Here is a 21,746-nt window from a genome sequence, read left to right as displayed (position 1 = left end):
AATACGCTGTTATCTACTTATTTTAGAGGTATACCAATTATTTGATTTCGTTGACAAAACCTTTTTATTGCTTTAGAATAGTGGGTGTTAGTTTGATATTTAATCTTAACCAATTTGAAAAAGAGGAATTTATTTATGTGTGGAATTGTTGGATATACTGGTATCAATCAAGTTTTGCCTAGCCTATTAAAGGGATTAGAAAAGCTTGAATATCGCGGTTATGATTCAGCTGGTGTTTATGTTAGTAACGGTGCAGCGGGGGACTTTTTAATTCGTGAAAAAGGCCGCGTGTCAAAATTAGAAGCTGCAACAAAAGGTAAAGGTATTGCTGGGACAGCAGGTATTGCACATACGCGCTGGGCGACACACGGTGGTGTATCAGTTGAAAATGCGCATCCTCACATGTCAGAAGATGGCCGTTTTTATCTGGTACACAATGGTGTTATTGAAAATTATGATGAATTACGTGACACTTATTTGCAAGGGGTGACACTGCATTCAGAAACAGATACCGAAATCGCGGTACAATTGATTGATAAGTTTTCAAAGGAAGACCAATTGTCAACGTTGGATGCTTTCCGTAAGATGATTGCTTTGTTGGATGACAATTCAGCTTATGGCTTTTTGTTAATGGATCGTGAAACACCCAACTTAATGTATGCTGCTAAGAAAAAGTCACCATTGCTAATTGGGGTATCCGACTCAGGTAATGTTGTGACTTCAGATGCAGCAGCAATGTTGGATGTGACACAAAATTTCATCGAATTGATGGACGGTGAAGTTGCTATTATTGATAAAGCCAAAGTAACTTTATTTGATGCAGCCGGCCAAGAGATTACGCGCGAAGCTTTCCATATTGATATCGATGCTTCAGAAACAGATAAGGGTGTTTACCCATATTACATGTTGAAAGAGGTTGATGAACAAGCCATTGTCGCCAGAACATTATCACAACATTATTTTGATGATGATAATCAGATTCAAAACATTGATCCGGCCATTATTGAAGCAATACAGTCAGCTGATCGATTATATATCGTTGCAGCAGGCACATCTTATCATGCTGGTTTGGTGGGCAAGCGTTACTTTGAGCAATGGACTGGTAAGCCAACTGAGGTTCATATCTCATCAGAATTTGCTTATGATCAGCCATTGTTGAGCGACAAGCCTTTCTTTATTTTCTTAAGTCAATCTGGAGAAACAGCAGATTCCCGTGAAGTATTAGATAATGTCATTAAGCAAGGCTTTGGTTCATTGACTATCGCTAATGTGATGAATTCAACTTTGACGCGTGAAGCTGATTTCGCCCTACCATTGCTTGCTGGACCAGAAATCGCTGTGGCATCAACAAAAGCATATACGGCTCAAATTATTGTGGAAGCTATTTTGGCACATGCCGCTGGAAATAGCACCTTAGATTTGAAGCATGAGTTGGCAAAGGTTGCTGTTGAAATGCAAGTCATTATCGATCAAAAAGAGGCCTTTAAGACGATTGCGGAATCAGCATTGCGTGACCGTCGTTCTGCTTTCTATATTGGCCGTGGCTTAGATGCAGCTGTTGCCGTTGAAGCGGCATTAAAGCTAAAAGAAATATCATATGTTCAAACAGAAGGTTTTGCCGCCGGAGAATTAAAGCATGGCACCATCTCATTAATTGAAGAAGGAACACCCGTCTTTGCTTTATTGACACAGACAAAAACAGCTGGCCTTGTGCGTGGTGAAATTGCGCAAGTGACCGCTCGCGGTGCCAATGCTGTCATTATTTCAAGTAAAGCGCTGGCTAAAGCTGGTGATGCTTATGTTTTGCCAGAAGTTAATGAACTATTAATGCCATTGTTAACGGTTATTCCAGCACAGCTCATTGCTTATTACGCAACGCTTGATCGTGGTTTAGATGTTGATCGACCAAGAAACCTCGCAAAATCTGTTACGGTTCAGTAATTTTTTAATGCACGTGATAAGAAAATTCTTATCACGTTTTTTTTGTAGGTTGGCAAGACATCTGGTAAAATTAAGTAGATACCATTGCGTAAAAACGCATATGAAGGAGGGGCCAATCTTGGCGCTTTTTAAAAGTAAAAATAATACGGTGGTTGTCGATGGACAACTCAAAATCCCAAACCATATTGCCATTATAATGGATGGTAATGGCAGGTGGGCCAAAAAACGCTTAATGCCACGTGTTGCAGGCCATAAAATTGGCATGAATACTGTCAAAAAAATCGCTACAGCTGCGAGTGACTTAGGCGTTAAGGTTCTGACATTATATGCATTTTCAACAGAGAATTGGTCTCGTCCTAATGACGAGGTCAGTTTTTTGATGAAGTTACCGATTGATTTTTTTAACGAATTCGTACCGGATTTGATTAAAAATAACATCCGTGTCAATGTTATGGGGAATATTGCACAACTACCCGCGGAAACACAACGCGCAGTAAATCGTGCTATTGCCCAAACGGCTGGTGGCACTGGTATGATTTTAAATTTTGCCTTGAATTACGGTGGGCAAATTGAAATTGTGTCAACAGCTAAGAAAATTGCGACCATGGTGGCTGAAGGCCTTATCAAGCCTGAAGATATTGACGCCAAATTATTTGCAGATTCATTACAAACAGGAACTCTGGGTGAATTGGCAGCGCCGGATTTGATGATTCGTACCTCAGGTGAGTTACGTTTAAGCAATTTTATGCCTTATCAATCAGCTTATGCCGAACTGTATTTTACCAATGTGTTATGGCCTGATTATACTGCTGATGACTTAGTAGAAGCGATTGCTTCTTTTACGGCACGTGATCGTCGCTTTGGCGGCTTAAATGTAACTGAAAAGTATGAAAGTGAGTCTTAATAAATGAGAACACGCGTTATAACAGCCGTAGTGGCTTTGATTATTTTTGTACCGCTACTGATTATCGGTAGTTGGCCTTTGTTAATATTGACAATTGCTATGGGTGTCGTTGGTGTTAGTGAAATTTTACGTATGAAGCACCGATTTTTAGTATCTGCAGAAGCAATCATTAGTTTTATTGGTGTGGTTGCAATTATTTTACCGAATAGTTTTTGGCAGACAGTGCCGCTGATTAGAAGTTCGCACATTGTTTTCTACATTTTGGCATTTTTGATGGTCTTAAATACGATATTTGTCAAAAATCGCTTTAATTTCGATGATGCTGGAGCACTTGTACTCACAATGCTGTATGTTGGGATAGGGTTTCACTACTTCTATCAAGCCGACACGGTAGGATTATCAACAGTGATGTTTGGTATGTTGATCGTTTGGATTACTGATTCTGGGGCATATATGGTGGGTCGTGCGATTGGGAAAAATAAATTAGCACCCAAGATTAGCCCTAACAAAACCTGGGAAGGCTCGATTGGTGGGAGTGTAGTAGCTGTTATTGTTGTGCCAACACTTTTTGCATTGTGTCATTGGCTTCCTGAATACCATTATTTAGAGTTATTATTCTTTACAATTATGCTTTCTATTGCAGGACAACTTGGTGATTTGATTGAATCAGGGTTTAAAAGACATTATGGTGTTAAAGATTCGGGAAATATCTTACCAGGTCATGGTGGTATACTAGACCGCTTTGATTCAATGCTAGTTGTTATGCCACTGATGTCTATTTTAGGCATGTTAGGATAATCATATGAGTTTAACCGCAGTTATTGCATTCATTTTTATTTTTGGTGTTTTAGTCACTGTGCACGAATTTGGGCATTTTATAGTGGCTAAGAAATCTGGGGTCCTTGTGCGTGAATTTGCCATTGGTATGGGACCAAAATTGTTAAATTGGCGACGCAATCATACAACGTATACCATACGTATTTTGCCAGTCGGTGGCTATGTACGTATGGCAGGTATGGATGAAGAAGCTGATTTGGAGGCTGGACAAAGGATTCGTCTGCAATTTAATGACAATCAAGTTGTCATTAAAATTGATACACGTGCTGATGAGGCGGTTGCCGGAGTACCTTTTCAAGTCGATAGTTTTGATTTAACCAATCAATTAACAGTAACCGGATTTTTGCAGGATAGCACTGAAAAACGGACATTTAATGTTGCGCACGATGCTATTATTTTTGAAAAAAGTGGGGTGGCTGTGCAAATTGCCCCACAAGACACATGGGTTCAGAGCGCAGCTGTTTATAAACGTGCGTTAATTAATATTGCTGGACCAGTCATGAACTTTTTACTAGCGTTGGGAATTTTCATTAGTTTGGGATTTATACAGCAAAGTGTCACTTTAAATGACACAGTTGTTGGCAATGTTCAGTCAAATATGCCAGCTGATCGAGCTGGTATGCGAGCAAATGATGATATTGTCAGTATTGACAAGCACAAAGTGAAGACATGGTTTCAAATGTCTACAATCATTGGTTCAGCTACTAAGCAGCAGAATTTGACAGTTGTGGTCAAACGGCACGGTGAATTAAAGACGCTACATATGATACCCATTGATTTAAAATCTTCAGATGCTCAGCAAAAAGTCATTGGGATAACTGCGAAAACATATACCGATTTTGGAGCACGAGTTAAGTACGGTATAGTATCAACTATTGCAGTTGTACAACGTGTATGGTACGCTTTATCACATTTGTTTACGGGTGGTTTTAGCTTAAATAAGCTTGGTGGGCCAGTGTCAATTGCGAAACAGACATCAACGGTTGCCAAAACAGGCTTCTTAAATATTTTGATTTTTATGGCCATGTTATCAGTTAATTTAGGTATAATGAATTTGATTCCAATCCCAGCACTAGATGGTGGCAAACTGGTTTTAAACGCAATTGAAGCGATTATCCGTCGGCCATTACCAGCATCATTTGAGAATGGCGTAACCATTGCTGGTGCAGTATTTATGATTGCTTTAATGGTAGCCGTAACAATTAACGATTTACTGCGGTAAATTAGTAATTATTATTTTATAACAAAAAAACAGGCGCATTTCGCGTCGTACATAATTAAAAAAGAAAATCGAGGATACCCATGAAACAGTCGAAACTATTAATGCCAACTTTACGAGAAGTGCCGGCAGATGCCGAAGTTAAGAGTCATCAATTATTATTAAAGGCTGGATTTATCCGACCAGTATCAGCAGGCACGTTTTCATACCTACCTATGGCTAAGCGCGTCCTTAATAAAATCGAGCAGATTATTCGTGAAGAAATGGATCGTATTGATGCTAATGAGATGTTAGTACCAGAAATTTTACCAGCTGAGTTATGGCAAAAATCCGGTCGTTATACAACTTATGGCCCTAATCTTTATAAATTTAAGAATCGTCAAGATCGTGACTTTATTTTAGGACCAACTCACGAAGAAACTTTTACACAATTAATGGCTGACGATATCAAGTCATATAAAAAGTTACCTTTGGTGGTTTATCAAATTCAACCAAAATTCCGTGATGAAAATAGACCTCGTTTTGGTTTGTTACGTACACGTGAATTTATTATGAAAGACGCTTATTCTTTTAGTGCTGACCAAGCAGGATTAGACACAGCCTTTCGTAATATGGAATCTGCTTATACCAATGTTTTTGATCGTATTGGTTTAAATTATCGTGCCATTGTTGGTGATGCAGGAGCAATGGGTGGTTCAGATTCTAAAGAATTTTCTGCACCCGCTGCAGCCGGAGAAGATATTATTGCTTACTCCGATACAACTGATTATGCAGCTAATTTAGAAATGGCAAAAGATTTTTATGAGCGTCAAAAGCCAACTTTTTCAGCAGAGCCACTTGAAAAAATTGATACGCCCAATGAAAAAACGATTGAAGAGTTGTCACAATTACTTGATGTACCGGCTGAAAAGCTAGCCAAAACCATTATGTTTATGGCAGATGGTGAATTGGTCGCAGTGGTAACAACTGGCGATTTTGAAGTTAATGACGTGAAGGTTCAAAATTTCTTGCAGGCTGATACGTTAGAACTAGCAGAAGAAGGACAAGTCAAAGCGTTGATTGGTGCCAGTTTTGGCTCATTGGGACCAGTTAAATTGCCTGAGAATGTTCGATTATTGGTTGACGAACGGGCAGCTGATTTAGTGAATTTTGCAGCTGGTGCTAATGAAGATGGTAAGCATTATCTTAATATTAATTGGCAACGTGACGTTCAACTAACCGAAGAAAATATCGGTGATTTCAGAACGGCACGAGAAGGTGATGTCGCTGTTGACGGTCATGGTCATTTAGTGTTTACTAAGGGAATTGAAATAGGGCATATATTTAAGCTTGGAACACGATATTCTAAGGCCATGGGCGCACAAGTGCTTGACGAAAATGGCCGACAGGTGGATATGATTATGGGATCATATGGAATTGGTGTGTCACGACTATTGAGCGCCATTGTTGAGCAAAAAGCTGATGATGACGGTTTGGTTTGGCCAGCCAGTGTCGCACCTTTTGATGTTCATATCGTACCAGTTAATACAAAAGATGACGAACAAGCACGCGTTGCCAGTCAGCTTGAAGAATTGCTGACAAAGCAAGGGCTTGAAGTACTTATTGATGATCGTAAAGAACGTGCAGGGGTTAAATTTGCTGATGCCGATTTGATTGGATTGCCTATTCGTATTACAGTTGGTAAAAAAGCTAGTGAAGATGTTGTTGAAGTTAAGGTGCGTGCAAGCAACACGAATATTGAAATGCGTGTCAGTGAAGTGGTTGATTCTGTTTCAGTATTATTGAATGGTGACAAGTAAGTAAAACTAGCCGATATAATCGGCTTTTTTACTCGAGAATAGTGAGGGGATTTATGGCATTAACCCAACAAGAACAATTAACGCATTTGATGACACAGATTGGTTTGTCAGATGAATTACAATCCTACTTTATAAATGGTCGTTTAACGCAAGTGATTGTGTCTAAGCAAGACAAACTATGGACGTTTAAAATAGCATTAACAGCTATTTTGCCAGCCAATGTGTTTGTCCAATTTAGACAACAGTTACATACGGCATTTACAAACATTGCTCAGATTAAGTTAGATATTACAACAACTGACCGCAGTATTAATGAAATACAGATGAATCAGTACTGGCATCTGGCTTTATCAGATTCAAAATTAAATCATACGACAGCGCAACAATTGGCTAGTAATACAAGCTTGGCATTACTAGATGAGACGCAGTATACCGTTGCAGTTGGTGCCGAATCACTCTTTAAAGCGCTCAATCAAGATGTTATCGATTCAATCGTTGCAGCATATCAAACTTTTGGATTTCCTGAAATTACTTTAACACCTCAGCAAGATGAAGCACTAGCACAACAAATTGAAGATAGTGTTGCCCAACATCATGCGAAAGCACAAGAAGACTTACAAAAGGCAATTCGTGCTAGCGAACAAGCGAAGCCGAAAACGACAGCTGAAGGTGTTGCACTCACGCTTGGCCGTAAAATTGCCACTGACGCGGATATTACGCGACTAGAAACAATCGATTCTGAAGAAAATCGCGTGGTTGTTGAAGGATTTATTTTTGCTAATGAAGTGCGTGAATTACGTTCCGGACGCAAATTAATGACGATTAAAATAACTGATTATTCAAGTTCGATTTCAGCAAAAAAATTCTCAAATAATGAGAATGACGAAGCTGTTTTTGATCAAATTAAGCCAGGTATGTGGGTTCGTTTATCTGGTAATGTGCAAGAGGATACATACGCTCGTGAATTAGTTCTTAATATTTATGATCTACAGGTGATAGACCATGCTAATCGTGCAGAGTCGTATCAAGGTGAAACTAAACACATTGAGTTACATGTCCACACGGCAATGTCTGCTATGGATGCAGTGACCGATTATGGTGCGCTGGCAAAGTTAGCAAAAAATTGGGGGCAAGAGGCCTTAGGTGTGGTTGATACGGCAAACGTTCAAGGCTTTCCAGAAGCTGTTGCGGCCGGTAAAAAAAATGATTTGAAAATGATTTATGGCATGGAAGCTAATCTTGTCGAAGATGGCGAGCCAATTGCCTTTAACCTTGCGCCAGTTCCTCTTTTAGGAAAAGAAACAATTTATGTCGCATTTGATTTAGAAACCACCGGATTATCTGCTGTTACGGACAAAATTATTGAATTATCAGCTGTCAAAATGCAGATGGGCAATGTGATTGACAAGTTTTCAGAATATATCAATCCGGGATTTCCGTTGTCTGATTTTACAACTGAGTTGACCTCCATTACTGATGCGATGGTGGCTAATGCAGACACCGAAGAAAGTATAGTATCGCGCTTTAGAGCGTGGGTTGGGGATGCTATTTTAGTCGGCCATAATGTTACATTTGATATTGGATTTATGAATGCGGCTTATAGTCGCTACAATCAGCCCGATATCAGTAACCCGATTATTGATACTTTACCATTTACACGCTGGCTTTACCCAGATTATAAGTCGTACCGTTTAGGAACGATTGCAAAACGTTTTAATATCAACTTAGAGCAGGCGCATCGAGCAATTTTTGATTCGGAAACAACGGGACACATTGCTTGGCGACTAATTAAGGAAGCTAATACGACCTATGCTTTAACAGACCATGAACAACTCAATGATCATATGACAGAGGGAGACGCCTGGAAACATGGCCGCCCAGTCCATGCCACATTATTAGTTCAGAATACAGTTGGTCTAAAAAATCTTTATAAATTAGTGTCACGATCAAACATTGAGTTTTTTGCTCGTGTACCACGTATTCCAAGATCCGTGCTTAATCAGTTGCGTGAAGGTTTATTGATTGGTACGGGTGACACCAGTGGCGATGTGATTATGACACTGATTGAAAAGGGCCGTGTAGCTGCTTTACAAAAAGCAAAGTATTATGATTTTATTGAAATTCAACCCACCGCAAATTATGCACCAATGATAGAATCAGGTTTGATTGCTAATGAGTCACAATTGCAATCAATATTAAAAGATATGGTCAGTATTGGTGATGAGCTGGATAAAACGGTTGTTGTGACTGGTGATATTAAGTACACAAATCCTGAAGACCGGATTTATCGTCAAATTTTAATTGGCACGCAGCCCGGTAATCCGCAAAATCGTACGGCACTACCAGAGAATTATTTTCGAACAACACAACAACTTTTGGACGATTTTGCTTTTATGGGTGATACTTTAGCCCGCCAGTTGGTAATTGATAACACGCATAAAATTGCTAATTGCTTGGAAACAATTACACCATTGAAAAGTGGTTCATATCCGCCAAACATTCCGACAGCTGGGGACGAATTAACTAGACGCACATTTGAAAATGCGAAACGATGGTACGGTGATCCTTTGCCAGAAGTGATACAGGCTCGAATTGATCAAGAATTAGAGGCGATTATTGGAAATGGCTTTGCGCCACACTACATGATTGCACAAAAATTAGTTGAAAAATCGAACAAGGATGGCTACTTAGTAGGCTCGCGTGGGTCAGTTGGTTCTTCTTTTGTCGCTACAATGTCAGGAATAACTGAAGTTAATCCTTTTGCACCGCACTACCGTAGTGCACATGGTGATTATTTTGAGTTAGCTGATCCCAAAATATATGAATCTGGTTATGATTTACCTGATAAGCCTGACCCGAATCACCCTGGGGAGATGCTAATTGGTGACGGTCAAAACATTCCATTTGAAACTTTTATGGGGTTCAAGGGTGATAAAGTGCCCGATATTGATTTGAATTTTTCTGGTGATTATCAACCTATTGCACATAATTACATGAAAGTATTGTTTGGTGAACATAATGTTTACCGTGCAGGAACGATTGCTACCGTAGCAGAAAAAACTGCTTTTGGGTATGTTAAAGGCTTTGAACGTGATCATGATAAAAATTATCGTGGTACTGAGGTAGAACGATTAGCACAAGGTATTACAGGGGTAAAACGGACCACAGGACAACATCCAGGCGGTATTTTAATTGTGCCGCGTGAATATGATGTGTATGATTTTACGCCAGTACAATACCCAGCTGATGATCAAAAGTCATTGTGGCAGACCACACACATGGATTATCATGCTATTCATGATAACCTGTTGAAAATGGATATTTTGGGTCATGATGATCCTACCATGGTTCGTACGTTAAAAGATATGTCTGGTATTGATCCACAATCCATACCAGTTAATGACCCTGGCGTTTTGAGCTTGTTTACGTCGACTGATGCGCTTGGGGTTAACCCTGAACAAATATTTTCTAAAACGGGTACATTAGGATTACCAGAGTTCGGCACAAATTTCGTCCGTGGTATGTTGGAAGAAACGCAGCCGCATACTTATTCCGAGCTACTACAGATTTCTGGACTATCGCACGGCACAGATGTTTGGTTAGGCAACGCCAACGAATTAATTGAAAATGGCACTGCAACGATCGGTACCGTTATTGGAACACGTGACAAAATCATGACCGATTTGATTAACTGGGGCTTTCCAGCGGCGGATGCTTTTAACGTTATGGAAAAAGTCCGTAAAGGTAAAGGCATTACTGATGAATATCAGGCGCAATTAAGAGCGGCTAAAATTCCAGAGTGGTATATCCAATCAATGCTTAAAATTAAGTATATGTTCCCACGTGCACACGCGGCGGCATATGTCTTGATGGCGCTTCGTATTGCTTATTTTAAGGTTTATTTCCCGACAATATATTATGCTACGTATTTTTCTGTGCGGGCCGACCAATTTGATATTGTGGCGATGAGCCGTGGAAAAAATGCAACTAAAGAGGCTTTAAAGCGGTTGCGTGCTTTGGGCAATGATGCGACGGTCGGCGATAAAAATTTGCTAACCGTGTTAGAAATGGCTAATGAAGCTTTAGAACGTGGCATTCAATTCTCCATGGTTGATTTGTATCGGTCGGAAGCAAGTGAGTGGGTGATTGACGGTGATACGTTGATTCCACCATTCTCAGCTGTCCCCAGTTTAGGTGAAAACGTAGCAAAGCAGATTATTGTGGCACGACAAGAAAAGCCGTTTTTAAGTAAAGAGGATTTGAAAAAGCGAGGCAAAGTTTCGCAAACTATTATTGATTATTTATCACAGAATTCGGTCCTTGATGGTATGCCTGATGAAAATCAGCTTAGTTTGTTTGATTTTTAATCAGTCGCACACTTAATATGACCTATAAAACAACGATAGGATATGATTGTTATGAAACATGAATGGCATCAGAAGGTTGCAAATTATTTTGAATATGTTTTAAATGTTGTGATTATTGTTATTGGTGTTGTAATATTTGGCTTTTTGTTGCGGTCAATCTATCATTTATTACACTTACTGCTAACCGTGAACGATATGCGCGCTGACTTTAATGAAATCACTGAGTCAACTTTGGCTGTATTTTTGTTTTTTGAGTTTATGAGTTTAATACGAGAATACTTTATTAAAGATGCGCATATTAGTATGGAAAGTTTTCTATATATTGGGGTCACAGCATTAATTCGAGCTATTTTGGTCTATCACGATCAAACAATGCGAACGCTATTATTAGCATTATCGATATTTTTACTCGTGATTGCTTTAACATTTTATCGCTTTTTTCGAGAAAAAACGAAAAGATTACAAAAAAGCAAATGAAGACTACTTATTATCAATAAGTAATAATCATTTGCTTTTTTTTTTAATAATTACAGGCATAGCTATAGGCTCTTTGTTTAAGAAAAAGCGCCTGATTACGCGTTTTTTACTAGGGTCAATATGTTATGATTAAATGGTAATAATCTTTCGGAGGAATGTGTTGTAGGACACAACATACTGAGATCATGACTAAAAAAATTGTAGTTCTCGGCAGCTTAAATGTCGATAATATTATGAAAATGCCACGTATGCCGTTAGAAGGGGAAACAATGGCGTTGACAGATGTCACTACTGCACCTGGTGGTAAAGGCGCTAATCAGGCAGTTGCTGCTGCGCGTCAAGGCGCAGAAGTATCGTTTATAGGTGCAGTCGGCAACGATGCTAATGGCCAGTTTATGCGTGCAACGCTATTAACCAACGGTGTGAATGTTGATGCTGTCACCACCAATGGGGATGTCCCTACTGGCTCTGCTTATATTATGTTACAAGATAGTGGGGCTAACACAATATTAATCCACGGTGGCGCCAATCAAGCGCTTACTGTAGCTGATTTAGACAAAACAATGATTGCTGATGCTGACACACTCATTGCACAGTTCGAAGTGCCGTTGGATGTCATCATTGCAGCTTTTAAAGTTGCTAAGGCTAATGGTGTTCAGACAATTCTCAACCCAGCGCCTGCTGTCTATGATTTGACGCCAGAACTCATGGCGGTGACAGATATTATTTTGCCAAATGAAACAGAAGCCCAACTATTATCAGGGTTGACTGTTGAAAATGATGAAGCAGTATTGAATCGCGTGAGTGATGACCTATTGTCTCAGGGTGTGTCGCGCAGTGTCATCACCTTAGGTGATGCTGGGTCTTTTGTGGCAGATGGTCAGAAACGCTGGTGGGCAAAACCAAATAAAGTTAAGGCGGTAGATACAACAGCTGCTGGAGATACTTTTATTGGCACATTGGCAACGGTTATTGCACCTGATTTTTCTAATTTAGATGATGCCATACATCGTGCAAGTGTTGCTAGTGCAATAGCTGTTACTCGGGCAGGAGCTATTCCTTCTATTCCAACAAGTGATGAGGTAGAGGCTTTTAAATGACCAATTTACCACAAGATTTTATTGATAAATACACGCGATTACTCGGGCAATCAGCGCCTGATTTTTTTGCGTCCTTTAATGCACCTGTGGCAAAAGGCTATCGTATTAATCCATTAAAAGCGAACAGTAAAACATTTGACACACCAAATGATGGCCGCGTGCCATATGGGGAATGGGGTTATTTTGGTACGGTGTCAGGACATGCAGTGGATCATGTTACAGGTGTAGTTTATTCGCAAGAACCATCTGCTCAATTTGTCGGCGAAGTGCTTCATCCAAAACCTGGTGAACGCGTATTAGATTTAGCTGCTGCCCCAGGTGGTAAGTCAACACATTTGGCAGCTTTTATGCAGCAACAAGGTTTACTATGGTCGAATGAAATTTTTTTGAACCGAGCCAAAATATTGAGTGAAAATATTGAACGAATGGGCGTCCAAAACAGTATTGTCAGTTCGCAAACACCTGCCGAACTCAGTGCCAAATTACCCCAATATTTCGATAAAATATTATTAGATGCGCCTTGTTCGGGCGAGGGAATGTTTCACAAAAATGAGGCAGCTATTCAGCAGTGGCATAAAGATTTCCCTCAAGAATTAGCGGATTTACAGCGAGATATTTTAAGTGAAGCTGTTAAAATGTTAAAGCCGGGTGGTCAAATTGTTTATTCAACGTGCACATTTGCTCCGGAAGAAGATGAGCAAATGATTGCCTGGTTGTTATCAACATACCCTGAGTTTAGCCTAGAAGTCATTAATAAACCTGTATCGGCACGAATTGATGATGGCGAGCCTGCATGGGCTGATAAAGCTTATACTGATGGCACAAATCATCAAAGCCAAACACAATCACAACAGATACTTAAACAGACAGCTAGACTTTGGCCCAATCACTTGCAAGGCGAAGGGCATTTTGTAGCTAAGCTCTCAAAACAGGCTAACCCAGAAGCGCAACAAGACAATGTTAAGCGCATGAAGTCAGTGACTTTAAATGCCACACAACAAGAAATACTAATTACTTTCCTTCATGACACGATGATTGACTTTAATTTGCAAGGACGCCAATGGCAATTATTTGGGGATCGTTTGTACTTAGCGCCAATCGATTCGCCTGATATTAGCAATCTGAAAATTTTACGCTTGGGACTTGAGGTAGGGACATTCAAAAAGAATCGTTTTGAACCTGCACATGCTTTGGCCTTGGCCTTGCCGGCGAAAGACTTCGTCCAGCACTATGAGATGACTACATTAGAATGGGCAAAATATGTTCACGGCGATGTTATTCGCCCTAGTAAGCAGCTTCAGAAAGGCTGGGTTTTAATGACAGCCAATGGTAATGGTGCTGGGTGGGGTCGCTACGTTGACGGCCAAATTAAAAATTTCTTTCCTAAAGGGTTACGTTTCGTCGTTCAACAAGATAAGGTAAGTGATAATCAATAGGTCATTGTCAATGACTTTATTTGGGCTTGTGTAAGAGTTAAAAAGACCTATAATATTAATTTGTACTTATTAACAAGAGGTTGGTGCTATACAATGTTATACCTCGATAAAGGAGAAAATCACCATGAATCAATCAACTAAAATTATTATTGGTGCTGCTGCAGTTGTGATTGTTGGTGGCGGTATTTATGCTGCTACGACGGGTCAAAAAAAATCCGATGCAGAAACACACAAAGGCGCAAAGCTTGGTCTTGTATTAGATACAGGTGGTGTTGACGACCATTCATTTAATCAGTCAGCTTGGGAAGGCGCTAAAGCTTACGCCAAGGCGAATAATATGAAGTCAGGGCAGAATGCACCGGTAACTTATTTTACAACGGCAGATCATTCGGATTTGGATCAAAACTTCAATTTAGCGACAAAAAACAAAAAGTATAATATTGTTTATGGTATCGGTTATTCGTTGAATCAAGCGATTACAAAATCAGCTCAGCTTAATCCAAAACAGAATTTTGTGTTAGTTGATGATATCGTGACTAATCGGCCAAATGTCGCTTCAGTGATGTTTCGTTCTGAGCAATCATCGTATCTAGCCGGTGTGGCTGCTGCAACAAAAGCCAAGGAGAATGGCGAAAAGACGCTTGGCTTTATTGGTGGCATTCATGGAAACATTATTGATGCCTTTGATGCTGGATTTGAGGCGGGTGTTAAAGCAACTGACCCCACATTAAAAGTTGAAAAACAATATGCTAACTCATTTACAGATTCAGCAAAGGGTAAGACCATCGCTGCAACAATGTATGCATCTGGTATCAAGACAATTTTTGCTGCTGCTGGATTTGTTGGTAATGGTGCATTTTCAGAAGCTAAAGCTGAAAACACTAAATTGACCGCCGATTCAAAGGACCGTCTCTATATTATTGGTGTCGATCGCGATCAAAAATCTGACGGGGCATACACTTCGAAAGATGGTAAGTCAGCAACCTCAACATTAGCTTCATCAATTACTTCTGTTGGCGATGGTGTTAAAAATATAGCAACTGATTACAATAAAACTAAAAAATTCCCTGGTGGCAAGACGATTGCCTATGGCTTAAAAGAACATGGTGTCTATTTAACTGATTCAGAGTTATCAACTTCAGAAAAAGCAGCAGTAGAAAAAGCTCAAAAAGCAATCATCAACGGTACAATTAAAGTACCCAATCACCCTGAGGGGTCACAATTTAACCAAAAATTCTAAATAGTTATCGTAAAAAGCGTCCGAGTAGGGGTGCTTTTTTGTTATAATGGAATTAGTATTTTTAAGTAGAAAGGCGAGACAAATGGCTTTTAAGCAACAAGTATCGATACCGGGAGATGCAACTTATCAAATAAGTCAAGATATTAAAAAATATACATTGGGTGATTTGGGCTTTATAACTAATAACGCCGGTGCTTATGTGTTACATCGCTCCTTAGAGCCGGAAAAAGCATTGGCAAATGCCATACAATTAAAAGTAACTGTCAATAAAGAGTTAACTGGCTTTAAATTAAGCACTGTTTCTGCTGGTGATTTGGCACGTATTGATATTTTTAAGCATGCACAGGCGACTAACATGGTACAACTGTATCAATTTTTTATGACGGAATTAGTAGCACGTGGTGTGCTGGAAAAGATTTAATATGACGAAATTTTACTTTGTACGACATGGTCAAACTGAATGGAATCTTGAACGGCGCTTTCAGGGTGGCAATGGCGATTCTGAATTATTGCCCTCAAGCTATGACGACATGATTAAGGTCGGCGAATACTTAAAAGATGTTTCTTTTGCGCATGTCTTTGCCTCACCATTACGACGGGCACGAATAACTGCAAAAAACATTTTGCGAACAATGAAATATCGTGGGCATGTCTCATTACGATCTAATATTGCTGAAGTTGGGTTGGGTCAATGGGAAGGCGAATTAGTTGCAAACGTGAAACAAAAATATGCAACAGCATACTATAATTACCGTGAAAATTTAGATGAATTTGAAGGACAAGAATTTGACGGTGAAGGCTACACTAAAGCAGAGAAACGATTTGTTCGATTTATCAAAAATTTAGCAGAAAAGTATCCGGATGATAATATTTTAATTATCTCTCATGGTATGGCATTATCATTTGGTATCAATGGGCTACTTCAGACACCACGAATGGCTATTCGTGAAAGAGGTGGGTTAAGTAATACATCGACTACAATACTGTCAACCGAAGACGGACAAACATTTAAAGTTGTTGACTGGAATAATACGTCTTATCTTAATAAAGCACAGAACGATACAACGACAATATAGTGATAATGGAGACCTGAAGTAAGACGACGCATGGTTTATCAGGAAGAACAACAATTAGATAAGGTATCTGGTACGTTACAACATGTGATTTTTGCGTCTAATGACTCTTATTTCAAGATTTTGTCTATTCAAATAGATGATGCAACGTTAAACCAATGGGATGAACCAGAAATTATTGCTACTGGGACATTTGCTGATGTTCAGGAAGGCAGTATGTATGCTTTTTATGGCACAATCGTGCGGCACCCAAAGTATGGTAAACAACTCAAGGTGGTGAGGTATGAGCATGAAATGCCGCCAGACGAAAATGGATTAATTAAATACTTTGCTAGTGGGCAATTTTCTGGTATTGGTCAAAAAACAGCTGAAAAAATTGTCGAACATCTAGGCTTAAATGCTGTAGATTTAATCTTAAAGGACGCCACTGTGTTAGATGGCTTAGTAAAGCCTGCGACAGCACAAAAGTTAGTACGTAATTTACAATTAAATCTAGGGTTAGAACGACTATTTCAAATTGGTAATCAATTTGGTATTGGAGCAGATATTACTGGCCGTTTATATGATCAATACGGTCAAGAGGCACAAGATATTTTGTTGCACGACCCTTATCGTCTCGTGTTTGAATTTGATGATATATCATTTAAAGTAGCTGATGTAGTCGGTCAACAATTGGGCATCGACAGATTAGATACCAAACGTTTACAGGCTGCAGTATATGCGGCCATCATGAATGTGAGTTTTCAGTATGGCCATACATACGTCACGCGTGAACAACTCCGGCAAATAAGTTATCAATTATTACGTGAAAATCGGATTGACTCAGCTATTGATTCAGCGATAACGATGTTGATTGAACAGCATGTTTTAACAGTTGACGACGATAAAATTTACGCAACGACCCTTTATGTCGCTGAAAATAAGGTTGCACAGCATTTGACACGCTTGGTCCATGCACCAGCACCGATTGACCTAACAGCAGCTGATGTTGATTCAGGGTTTGACACACCAAGCCAATTAATATTAGATGACACACAGATTGCGGCCGTCAAAGCAGGGCTTAATGCGCAGGTGTTTTTATTAACTGGTGGCCCGGGAACTGGTAAAACCACTATTGTTAAATCAATTGTTGCGACGTGGCAAAAAATACTACAGCACCATGCCAAATTTGCCGATAATGCTCAGGATTTTTTAAAGTTATATGCCGTTAAAATGGCCTCCCCAACTGGTCGAGCAGCTAAACGGATGACTGAAGTGACTGGACATGATGCGACAACTATTCATCGTTTACTTGGAATTACTGATTTGGGGGAGCCGGAATTTGATAACGAAAATCCAATTTCCGGTGGACTCTTAATCATCGATGAAGCCTCAATGCTGGATATTGAGTTAACGGCTAAGTTGTTGGCAGCCATTCCTAGTGGTATGAAATTGATTATCGTTGGTGATTCAGATCAACTACCTTCCGTTGGGCCGGGCAATGTCTTAGCTGATTTGGTTAACAGTGGTATTCTGCCACACATTGAGCTTGAAACGATTTATCGACAAGGCCGTGGTAGTAGTATTACCGCATTAGCACAAAATATTAAAAGTGGCCGATTACCTGAGGATTTCTTAGAGAATAAACATGATCGTTCCACGTTCATGGTATCACCAGAGCAAGCAGAAACAGCGATTAAACAAGTTGTACAAGCTGCAATTAAGAAAAACTATACACAAGATGACCTACAAATATTAACACCCATTTATAAAACATCAGCTGGTGTGCTGACATTAAATACGATGGCACAAGCACTATTTAATCCAGAAAAGGCAACGAAAAAGTCACTGCAATTTGGGCACACCTATTTTCGTAAGGGTGATAAAGTTTTACAGTTGGAAAACGATAGCGAGCGGGATGTTTACAATGGTGACATGGGCACAATTATTGCTGTTCAATCTAAACAAGATAAGGGCAATGAAGATCATGAAGACCGTTTGGTCGTTGATTTTGATGGCAAAGAGTTAGCATATACTAAAAAAGATCTCAGTCAACTTACTTTGGCATACGCGACAACAGTTCACAAAGCGCAAGGGAATGAATTTAAATTGGTCATTATGGTCCTGACCTCTCAATTCGGTCTTATGCTGAATAGGAACCTATTGTACACAGGAATCACACGAGCTAAAGAAGCATTAATTTTGGTTGGTGATTATCAAGCTTTCAATCGGGCAGCCAAAACACCGGTGCCACAACGTGCGACTACTTTAAAGCAGCGCTTACAAGCATCAATTGTCGACAATAAAACCTCTGAAAAAACAATTATCAAGCAAGATGAGCCCGAGAAAACCGTTCTAACTTACCAACTGACAGCTGGTATTATTTCGGCGCAAACCATTGATCCAATGATTGGTATGAACGAGGTTACCCCAGATGATTTCATGTTAAATTAAAAAATGCTGTTATAATAAAATTAGAAAGAAAAATGGAGAGCATGATATGACGCCCCCTGAATATCAAATATTTAGTCTTGGAAGTAATCCACAATTAGCAACAGAGATTGCCCAAATTTTAGACATTGAGTTGTCCACTATTGATGTCAAACAGTTTGCAGATAATGAAATTTATGAACGTATTCACCAAACGGTTCGCGGACGTGATGTTTATGTGATTCAGGGTATTACAGAGCCTGTAAATGATAACTTCATGAAATTGATGATTTTTATTGACGCCGCAAGACGCGCCTCTGCTCGAACAATCAATGTGGTTATTCCGTACTTTGGTTACGCACGTTCAGACCGTAAAGCGCGCTCTCGCGAACCGATTGTTGCACGGCTAATTGCTAATATGTTAGAATCGCAGGGTGTTAAGCGGGTTATCACACTTGATTTACACGCTGATCAAGTTCAAGGATTTTTTGATATCCCTGTTGACCACCTAATTTCAATGCCGGCACTCGGGCACTATTTTTATGCTAATCAGTTATTAGGTGATGACCTCGTCGTTGTTGCACCAGATCATGCTAGTGTTAGCCGTGCTCGCAAATTTGCGAAATTATTGCATGCCGAATGGGCTGTAGTGGATCATCGTACTGAAGAAAAGGTTACCAATAAGCCTGACAGTGTTACTGGTAACGTCAAAGGAAAAAGAGCAATTCTCTTAGATGATATTATTGATACTGGCTCAAGTATGATGGTTGCCAGTCAGGCATTAGTGGCTGCGGGTGTTACGGAACTATATGCTGTCGCGCCGCATGCTGTTTTATCTGATCATGCTGTTTCTAAATTAGAAAATTCTGCTATTAAGCGGGTGTTGGTAACCAATAGTATTGAAGTACCTGAGACAAAGCAGTTTAACAAATTAACGCAAATTTCTGTTGCTGAACCATTTGCTGAAGCGATAAAGCGAGTGGCGGCTTGCGAAAGCATTGAAGATATTTTAAAAAGTCCGGATAATTTGGATGTGAAATTATGAAATCAGTTGATATAAAGCCACTATTATCACCAGAATGGGGGATGGTAGACCAACATGCTGTAACCACGCAATTTGGTGCCACTATTCAATTTAACGCGCATCATGTCAAAAAGGTACAATGTACGTTCCAAAGGTCTTATCCCGGTCTGTCTTTTGCTGTTAAAATGGGTGCCACAGTTTGGCAAGATGTCACTGTTGATGGTGAAACTTTATCTTTTGCTGTACCAGATAATATGACAGATGTTGCGATTACCGTCATGCTACGCACTATTGCCTGTGATAGCCTCACACTGTGGTCAGAGCAAGTGATACTGCTAGGTATGAGCGTGGATCAAGGTGATATAACACCAATTGAAATAAATAAACCCTTTATAACATTTGTTGGTGATTCCATTTCTGCTGGCGAAGATATGGCAATTGATGGGCATCATCCGGAATTAAGTTATCCCTATTTAGTTGCTACTGCACTAAACAAGCCAATGAGTCGTATTGCTTATGGTGGCACAGGGCTTACCGCACATGCGCCTTTTCAGCAGCCAACAGCTATTGAAGCGTTATGGCACGTAGCAGAAAATGTTGCGCGACGACGCGTTATAACAGATTTAGTTATTGTGAACTATGGTACAAATGATTTTAATTACCATGCAACGGCCGACAGTTTTGCTTTTGGGTTACGTATCTATTTGCTTGAGCTGATCAAACGTTTTCATACAGCTAGAATTATTTTACTTGTCCCTTTAAATGGGGCATTTAAAACGGTATTCCAAGAAGAAATCAAGCGTTTTTCGCAGTTTACGTTATTTGACGCTTCACAATGGCTCGCAACAGATGAACGTGTCCACCCAAATATTTTAGAACATCAACAAATTGCAGAATATATTTTGAAAGGAATTTAATTATGGTATATGCAGCAGATGAACAGCGTTATGAAAAATTACCTTACCGTCGAGTGAGTGATTCGGGTTTGATTTTACCAGCCGTGTCATTTGGTTTATGGCGGAATTTAGGTGACCAAATGCCACTTGAAAACTCTAAGAAAGTAATTCTTAAGGCATTTGATAGCGGTATATTTAGTTTTGATAATGCCTCTAATTATGGACCAAGTAATGGTACGGCAGAAGAAACTTTTGGACAAGTTTATCGTAGTGATTTGAAGCCATATCGCGATGAATTGGTCATTACGACAAAGGCAGGATATCACATGTGGCCTGGTCCGCTAGGCGAATTTTCTGGCAAAAAAACACTCACTGCAGCACTCGACTTAAGTCTAAAACGTATGGGGTTGGATTATGTGGATATCTTTTACGCGCATCGTTGGGATCCCAACACAAGGTTGGAAGAAACAGCACGCGCACTTGATTTAATCGTACGACAAGGTAAAGCACTTTATGTTGGTGTATCAAATTATACAGCTGAACAAACAGAGGCAATTGCAAAAATATTCGATGATTTGGGCACACCATTTATTGGTAATCAAGTATCTTATAATATGTTAAATCGCACGGCAGAAGAAGATGGCTTATTGTCAGTCCTTGATAAGCATCACGCGGGCTTGATTGCATATGGTCCGTTAGCTGAAGGGCTTTTAACTGATCGATATCTGAAAGCTATTCCGGATGATTATCCTATCCATCGTACAAATGAGTTCTTATTTGAGAATGGTAAGGATAAATTGATTGAGAAACTAAATGCACTAAACTTAGTTGCACAAGCCCGTGGGCAAAAGCTGTCGCAAATGGCGTTAGCTTGGTTACTCAAAGATCAACGTGTTGCCAGCGTCGTGATCGGCGCCAGTAATATTGAACATTTGGTTGATAATTTATCATTCAGTGATCACATGGCGTTTAGTACAGATGAAATAGCAAAAATCAATAAAATTTTAAATTAACAAAATTAAGT

At 39.7% G+C, this 21,746-nt stretch carries 16 protein-coding genes; all 16 read left to right on the top strand.

The genetic code is table 11. The annotated features are described in order from the left end of the window. The first annotated feature begins 135 nt into the window (after positions 1–135). The 16 genes from glmS to C5L21_RS06820 all read left to right on the top strand — a co-directional run bounded on the left by glmS (position 136) and on the right by C5L21_RS06820 (position 21,735). Complete coding sequence (gene glmS, locus C5L21_RS06895) at positions 136–1,941, top strand: glutamine--fructose-6-phosphate transaminase (isomerizing) (RefSeq protein ID WP_040190069.1); 1,806 nt, start codon at positions 136–138, stop codon at positions 1,939–1,941. Between the two features lie 118 nt (positions 1,942–2,059). Continuing rightward, a complete protein-coding gene (locus tag C5L21_RS06890; RefSeq protein WP_004903475.1) occupies positions 2,060–2,845 on the top strand; it encodes an isoprenyl transferase in 786 nt (261 codons plus the stop codon). A 3-nt stretch (positions 2,846–2,848) separates the two neighbouring features. Then, the gene (locus C5L21_RS06885) at positions 2,849–3,643 is read left to right on the top strand and encodes a phosphatidate cytidylyltransferase (RefSeq protein ID WP_004903473.1); all 795 of its coding nucleotides are present in this window, start codon (positions 2,849–2,851) and stop codon (positions 3,641–3,643) included. A 4-nt stretch (positions 3,644–3,647) separates the two neighbouring features. Further along, positions 3,648–4,904, top strand: coding sequence for an RIP metalloprotease RseP (rseP, locus tag C5L21_RS06880; RefSeq protein WP_085698916.1), 1,257 nt, complete (start codon positions 3,648–3,650; stop codon positions 4,902–4,904). Positions 4,905–4,984: 80 nt separating this feature from the next. After that, positions 4,985–6,700, top strand: a complete 1,716-nt coding sequence (locus tag C5L21_RS06875) for a proline--tRNA ligase (protein WP_004907278.1) — start codon at positions 4,985–4,987, stop codon at positions 6,698–6,700. 53 nt (positions 6,701–6,753) lie between these two features. Then, positions 6,754–11,067 (top strand): PolC-type DNA polymerase III, encoded by a 4,314-nt coding sequence (locus C5L21_RS06870; RefSeq protein ID WP_085698918.1) that lies wholly within the window; start codon positions 6,754–6,756, stop codon positions 11,065–11,067. A 51-nt stretch (positions 11,068–11,118) separates the two neighbouring features. Then, a complete protein-coding gene (locus C5L21_RS06865) occupies positions 11,119–11,544 on the top strand; it encodes a phosphate-starvation-inducible protein PsiE (RefSeq protein WP_004907269.1) in 426 nt (141 codons plus the stop codon). A gap of 185 nt (positions 11,545–11,729) precedes the next feature. Continuing rightward, entirely contained in the window at positions 11,730–12,644 is a 915-nt protein-coding gene (rbsK, locus tag C5L21_RS06860) for a ribokinase (RefSeq protein WP_004903462.1), read from the top strand. Further along, positions 12,641–14,080, top strand: coding sequence for an RsmB/NOP family class I SAM-dependent RNA methyltransferase (locus C5L21_RS06855; RefSeq protein WP_004904127.1), 1,440 nt, complete (start codon positions 12,641–12,643; stop codon positions 14,078–14,080). Before rbsK ends, C5L21_RS06855 begins: the two co-directional genes overlap by 4 nt. A gap of 124 nt (positions 14,081–14,204) precedes the next feature. Then, positions 14,205–15,320 (top strand): BMP family lipoprotein, encoded by a 1,116-nt coding sequence (locus C5L21_RS06850; protein WP_040190075.1) that lies wholly within the window; start codon positions 14,205–14,207, stop codon positions 15,318–15,320. An 82-nt stretch (positions 15,321–15,402) separates the two neighbouring features. Then, complete coding sequence (locus C5L21_RS06845; protein WP_004903455.1) at positions 15,403–15,741, top strand: DUF1831 domain-containing protein; 339 nt, start codon at positions 15,403–15,405, stop codon at positions 15,739–15,741. Position 15,742: 1 nt separating this feature from the next. Beyond that, positions 15,743–16,396, top strand: a complete 654-nt coding sequence (locus tag C5L21_RS06840) for a histidine phosphatase family protein (RefSeq protein ID WP_004903453.1) — start codon at positions 15,743–15,745, stop codon at positions 16,394–16,396. 30 nt (positions 16,397–16,426) lie between these two features. Beyond that, on the top strand, positions 16,427–18,826 hold the full coding sequence (gene recD2, locus C5L21_RS06835; protein ID WP_133286220.1) for an SF1B family DNA helicase RecD2: 2,400 nt from the start codon (positions 16,427–16,429) through the stop codon (positions 18,824–18,826). Positions 18,827–18,872: 46 nt separating this feature from the next. Further along, a complete protein-coding gene (locus C5L21_RS06830; protein ID WP_085698922.1) occupies positions 18,873–19,847 on the top strand; it encodes a ribose-phosphate diphosphokinase in 975 nt (324 codons plus the stop codon). Next, positions 19,844–20,743 carry an SGNH/GDSL hydrolase family protein gene (locus C5L21_RS06825; RefSeq protein WP_085698924.1) on the top strand — a complete coding sequence of 300 codons (900 nt, stop codon included), beginning with the start codon at positions 19,844–19,846 and terminating at the stop codon, positions 20,741–20,743. Before C5L21_RS06830 ends, C5L21_RS06825 begins: the two co-directional genes overlap by 4 nt. Before the next feature lie 2 nt (positions 20,744–20,745). Beyond that, entirely contained in the window at positions 20,746–21,735 is a 990-nt protein-coding gene (locus C5L21_RS06820; protein WP_004903445.1) for an aldo/keto reductase, read from the top strand. Positions 21,736–21,746: the final 11 nt, after the last annotated feature.

The organism is Leuconostoc citreum, assembly GCF_004354555.1.
GTDB classification, from domain to species: domain Bacteria; phylum Bacillota; class Bacilli; order Lactobacillales; family Lactobacillaceae; genus Leuconostoc; species Leuconostoc citreum.
The sequence above is the reverse complement of the archived record's forward strand: the minus strand, read 5'-3'. Positions and strand labels throughout refer to the sequence as shown.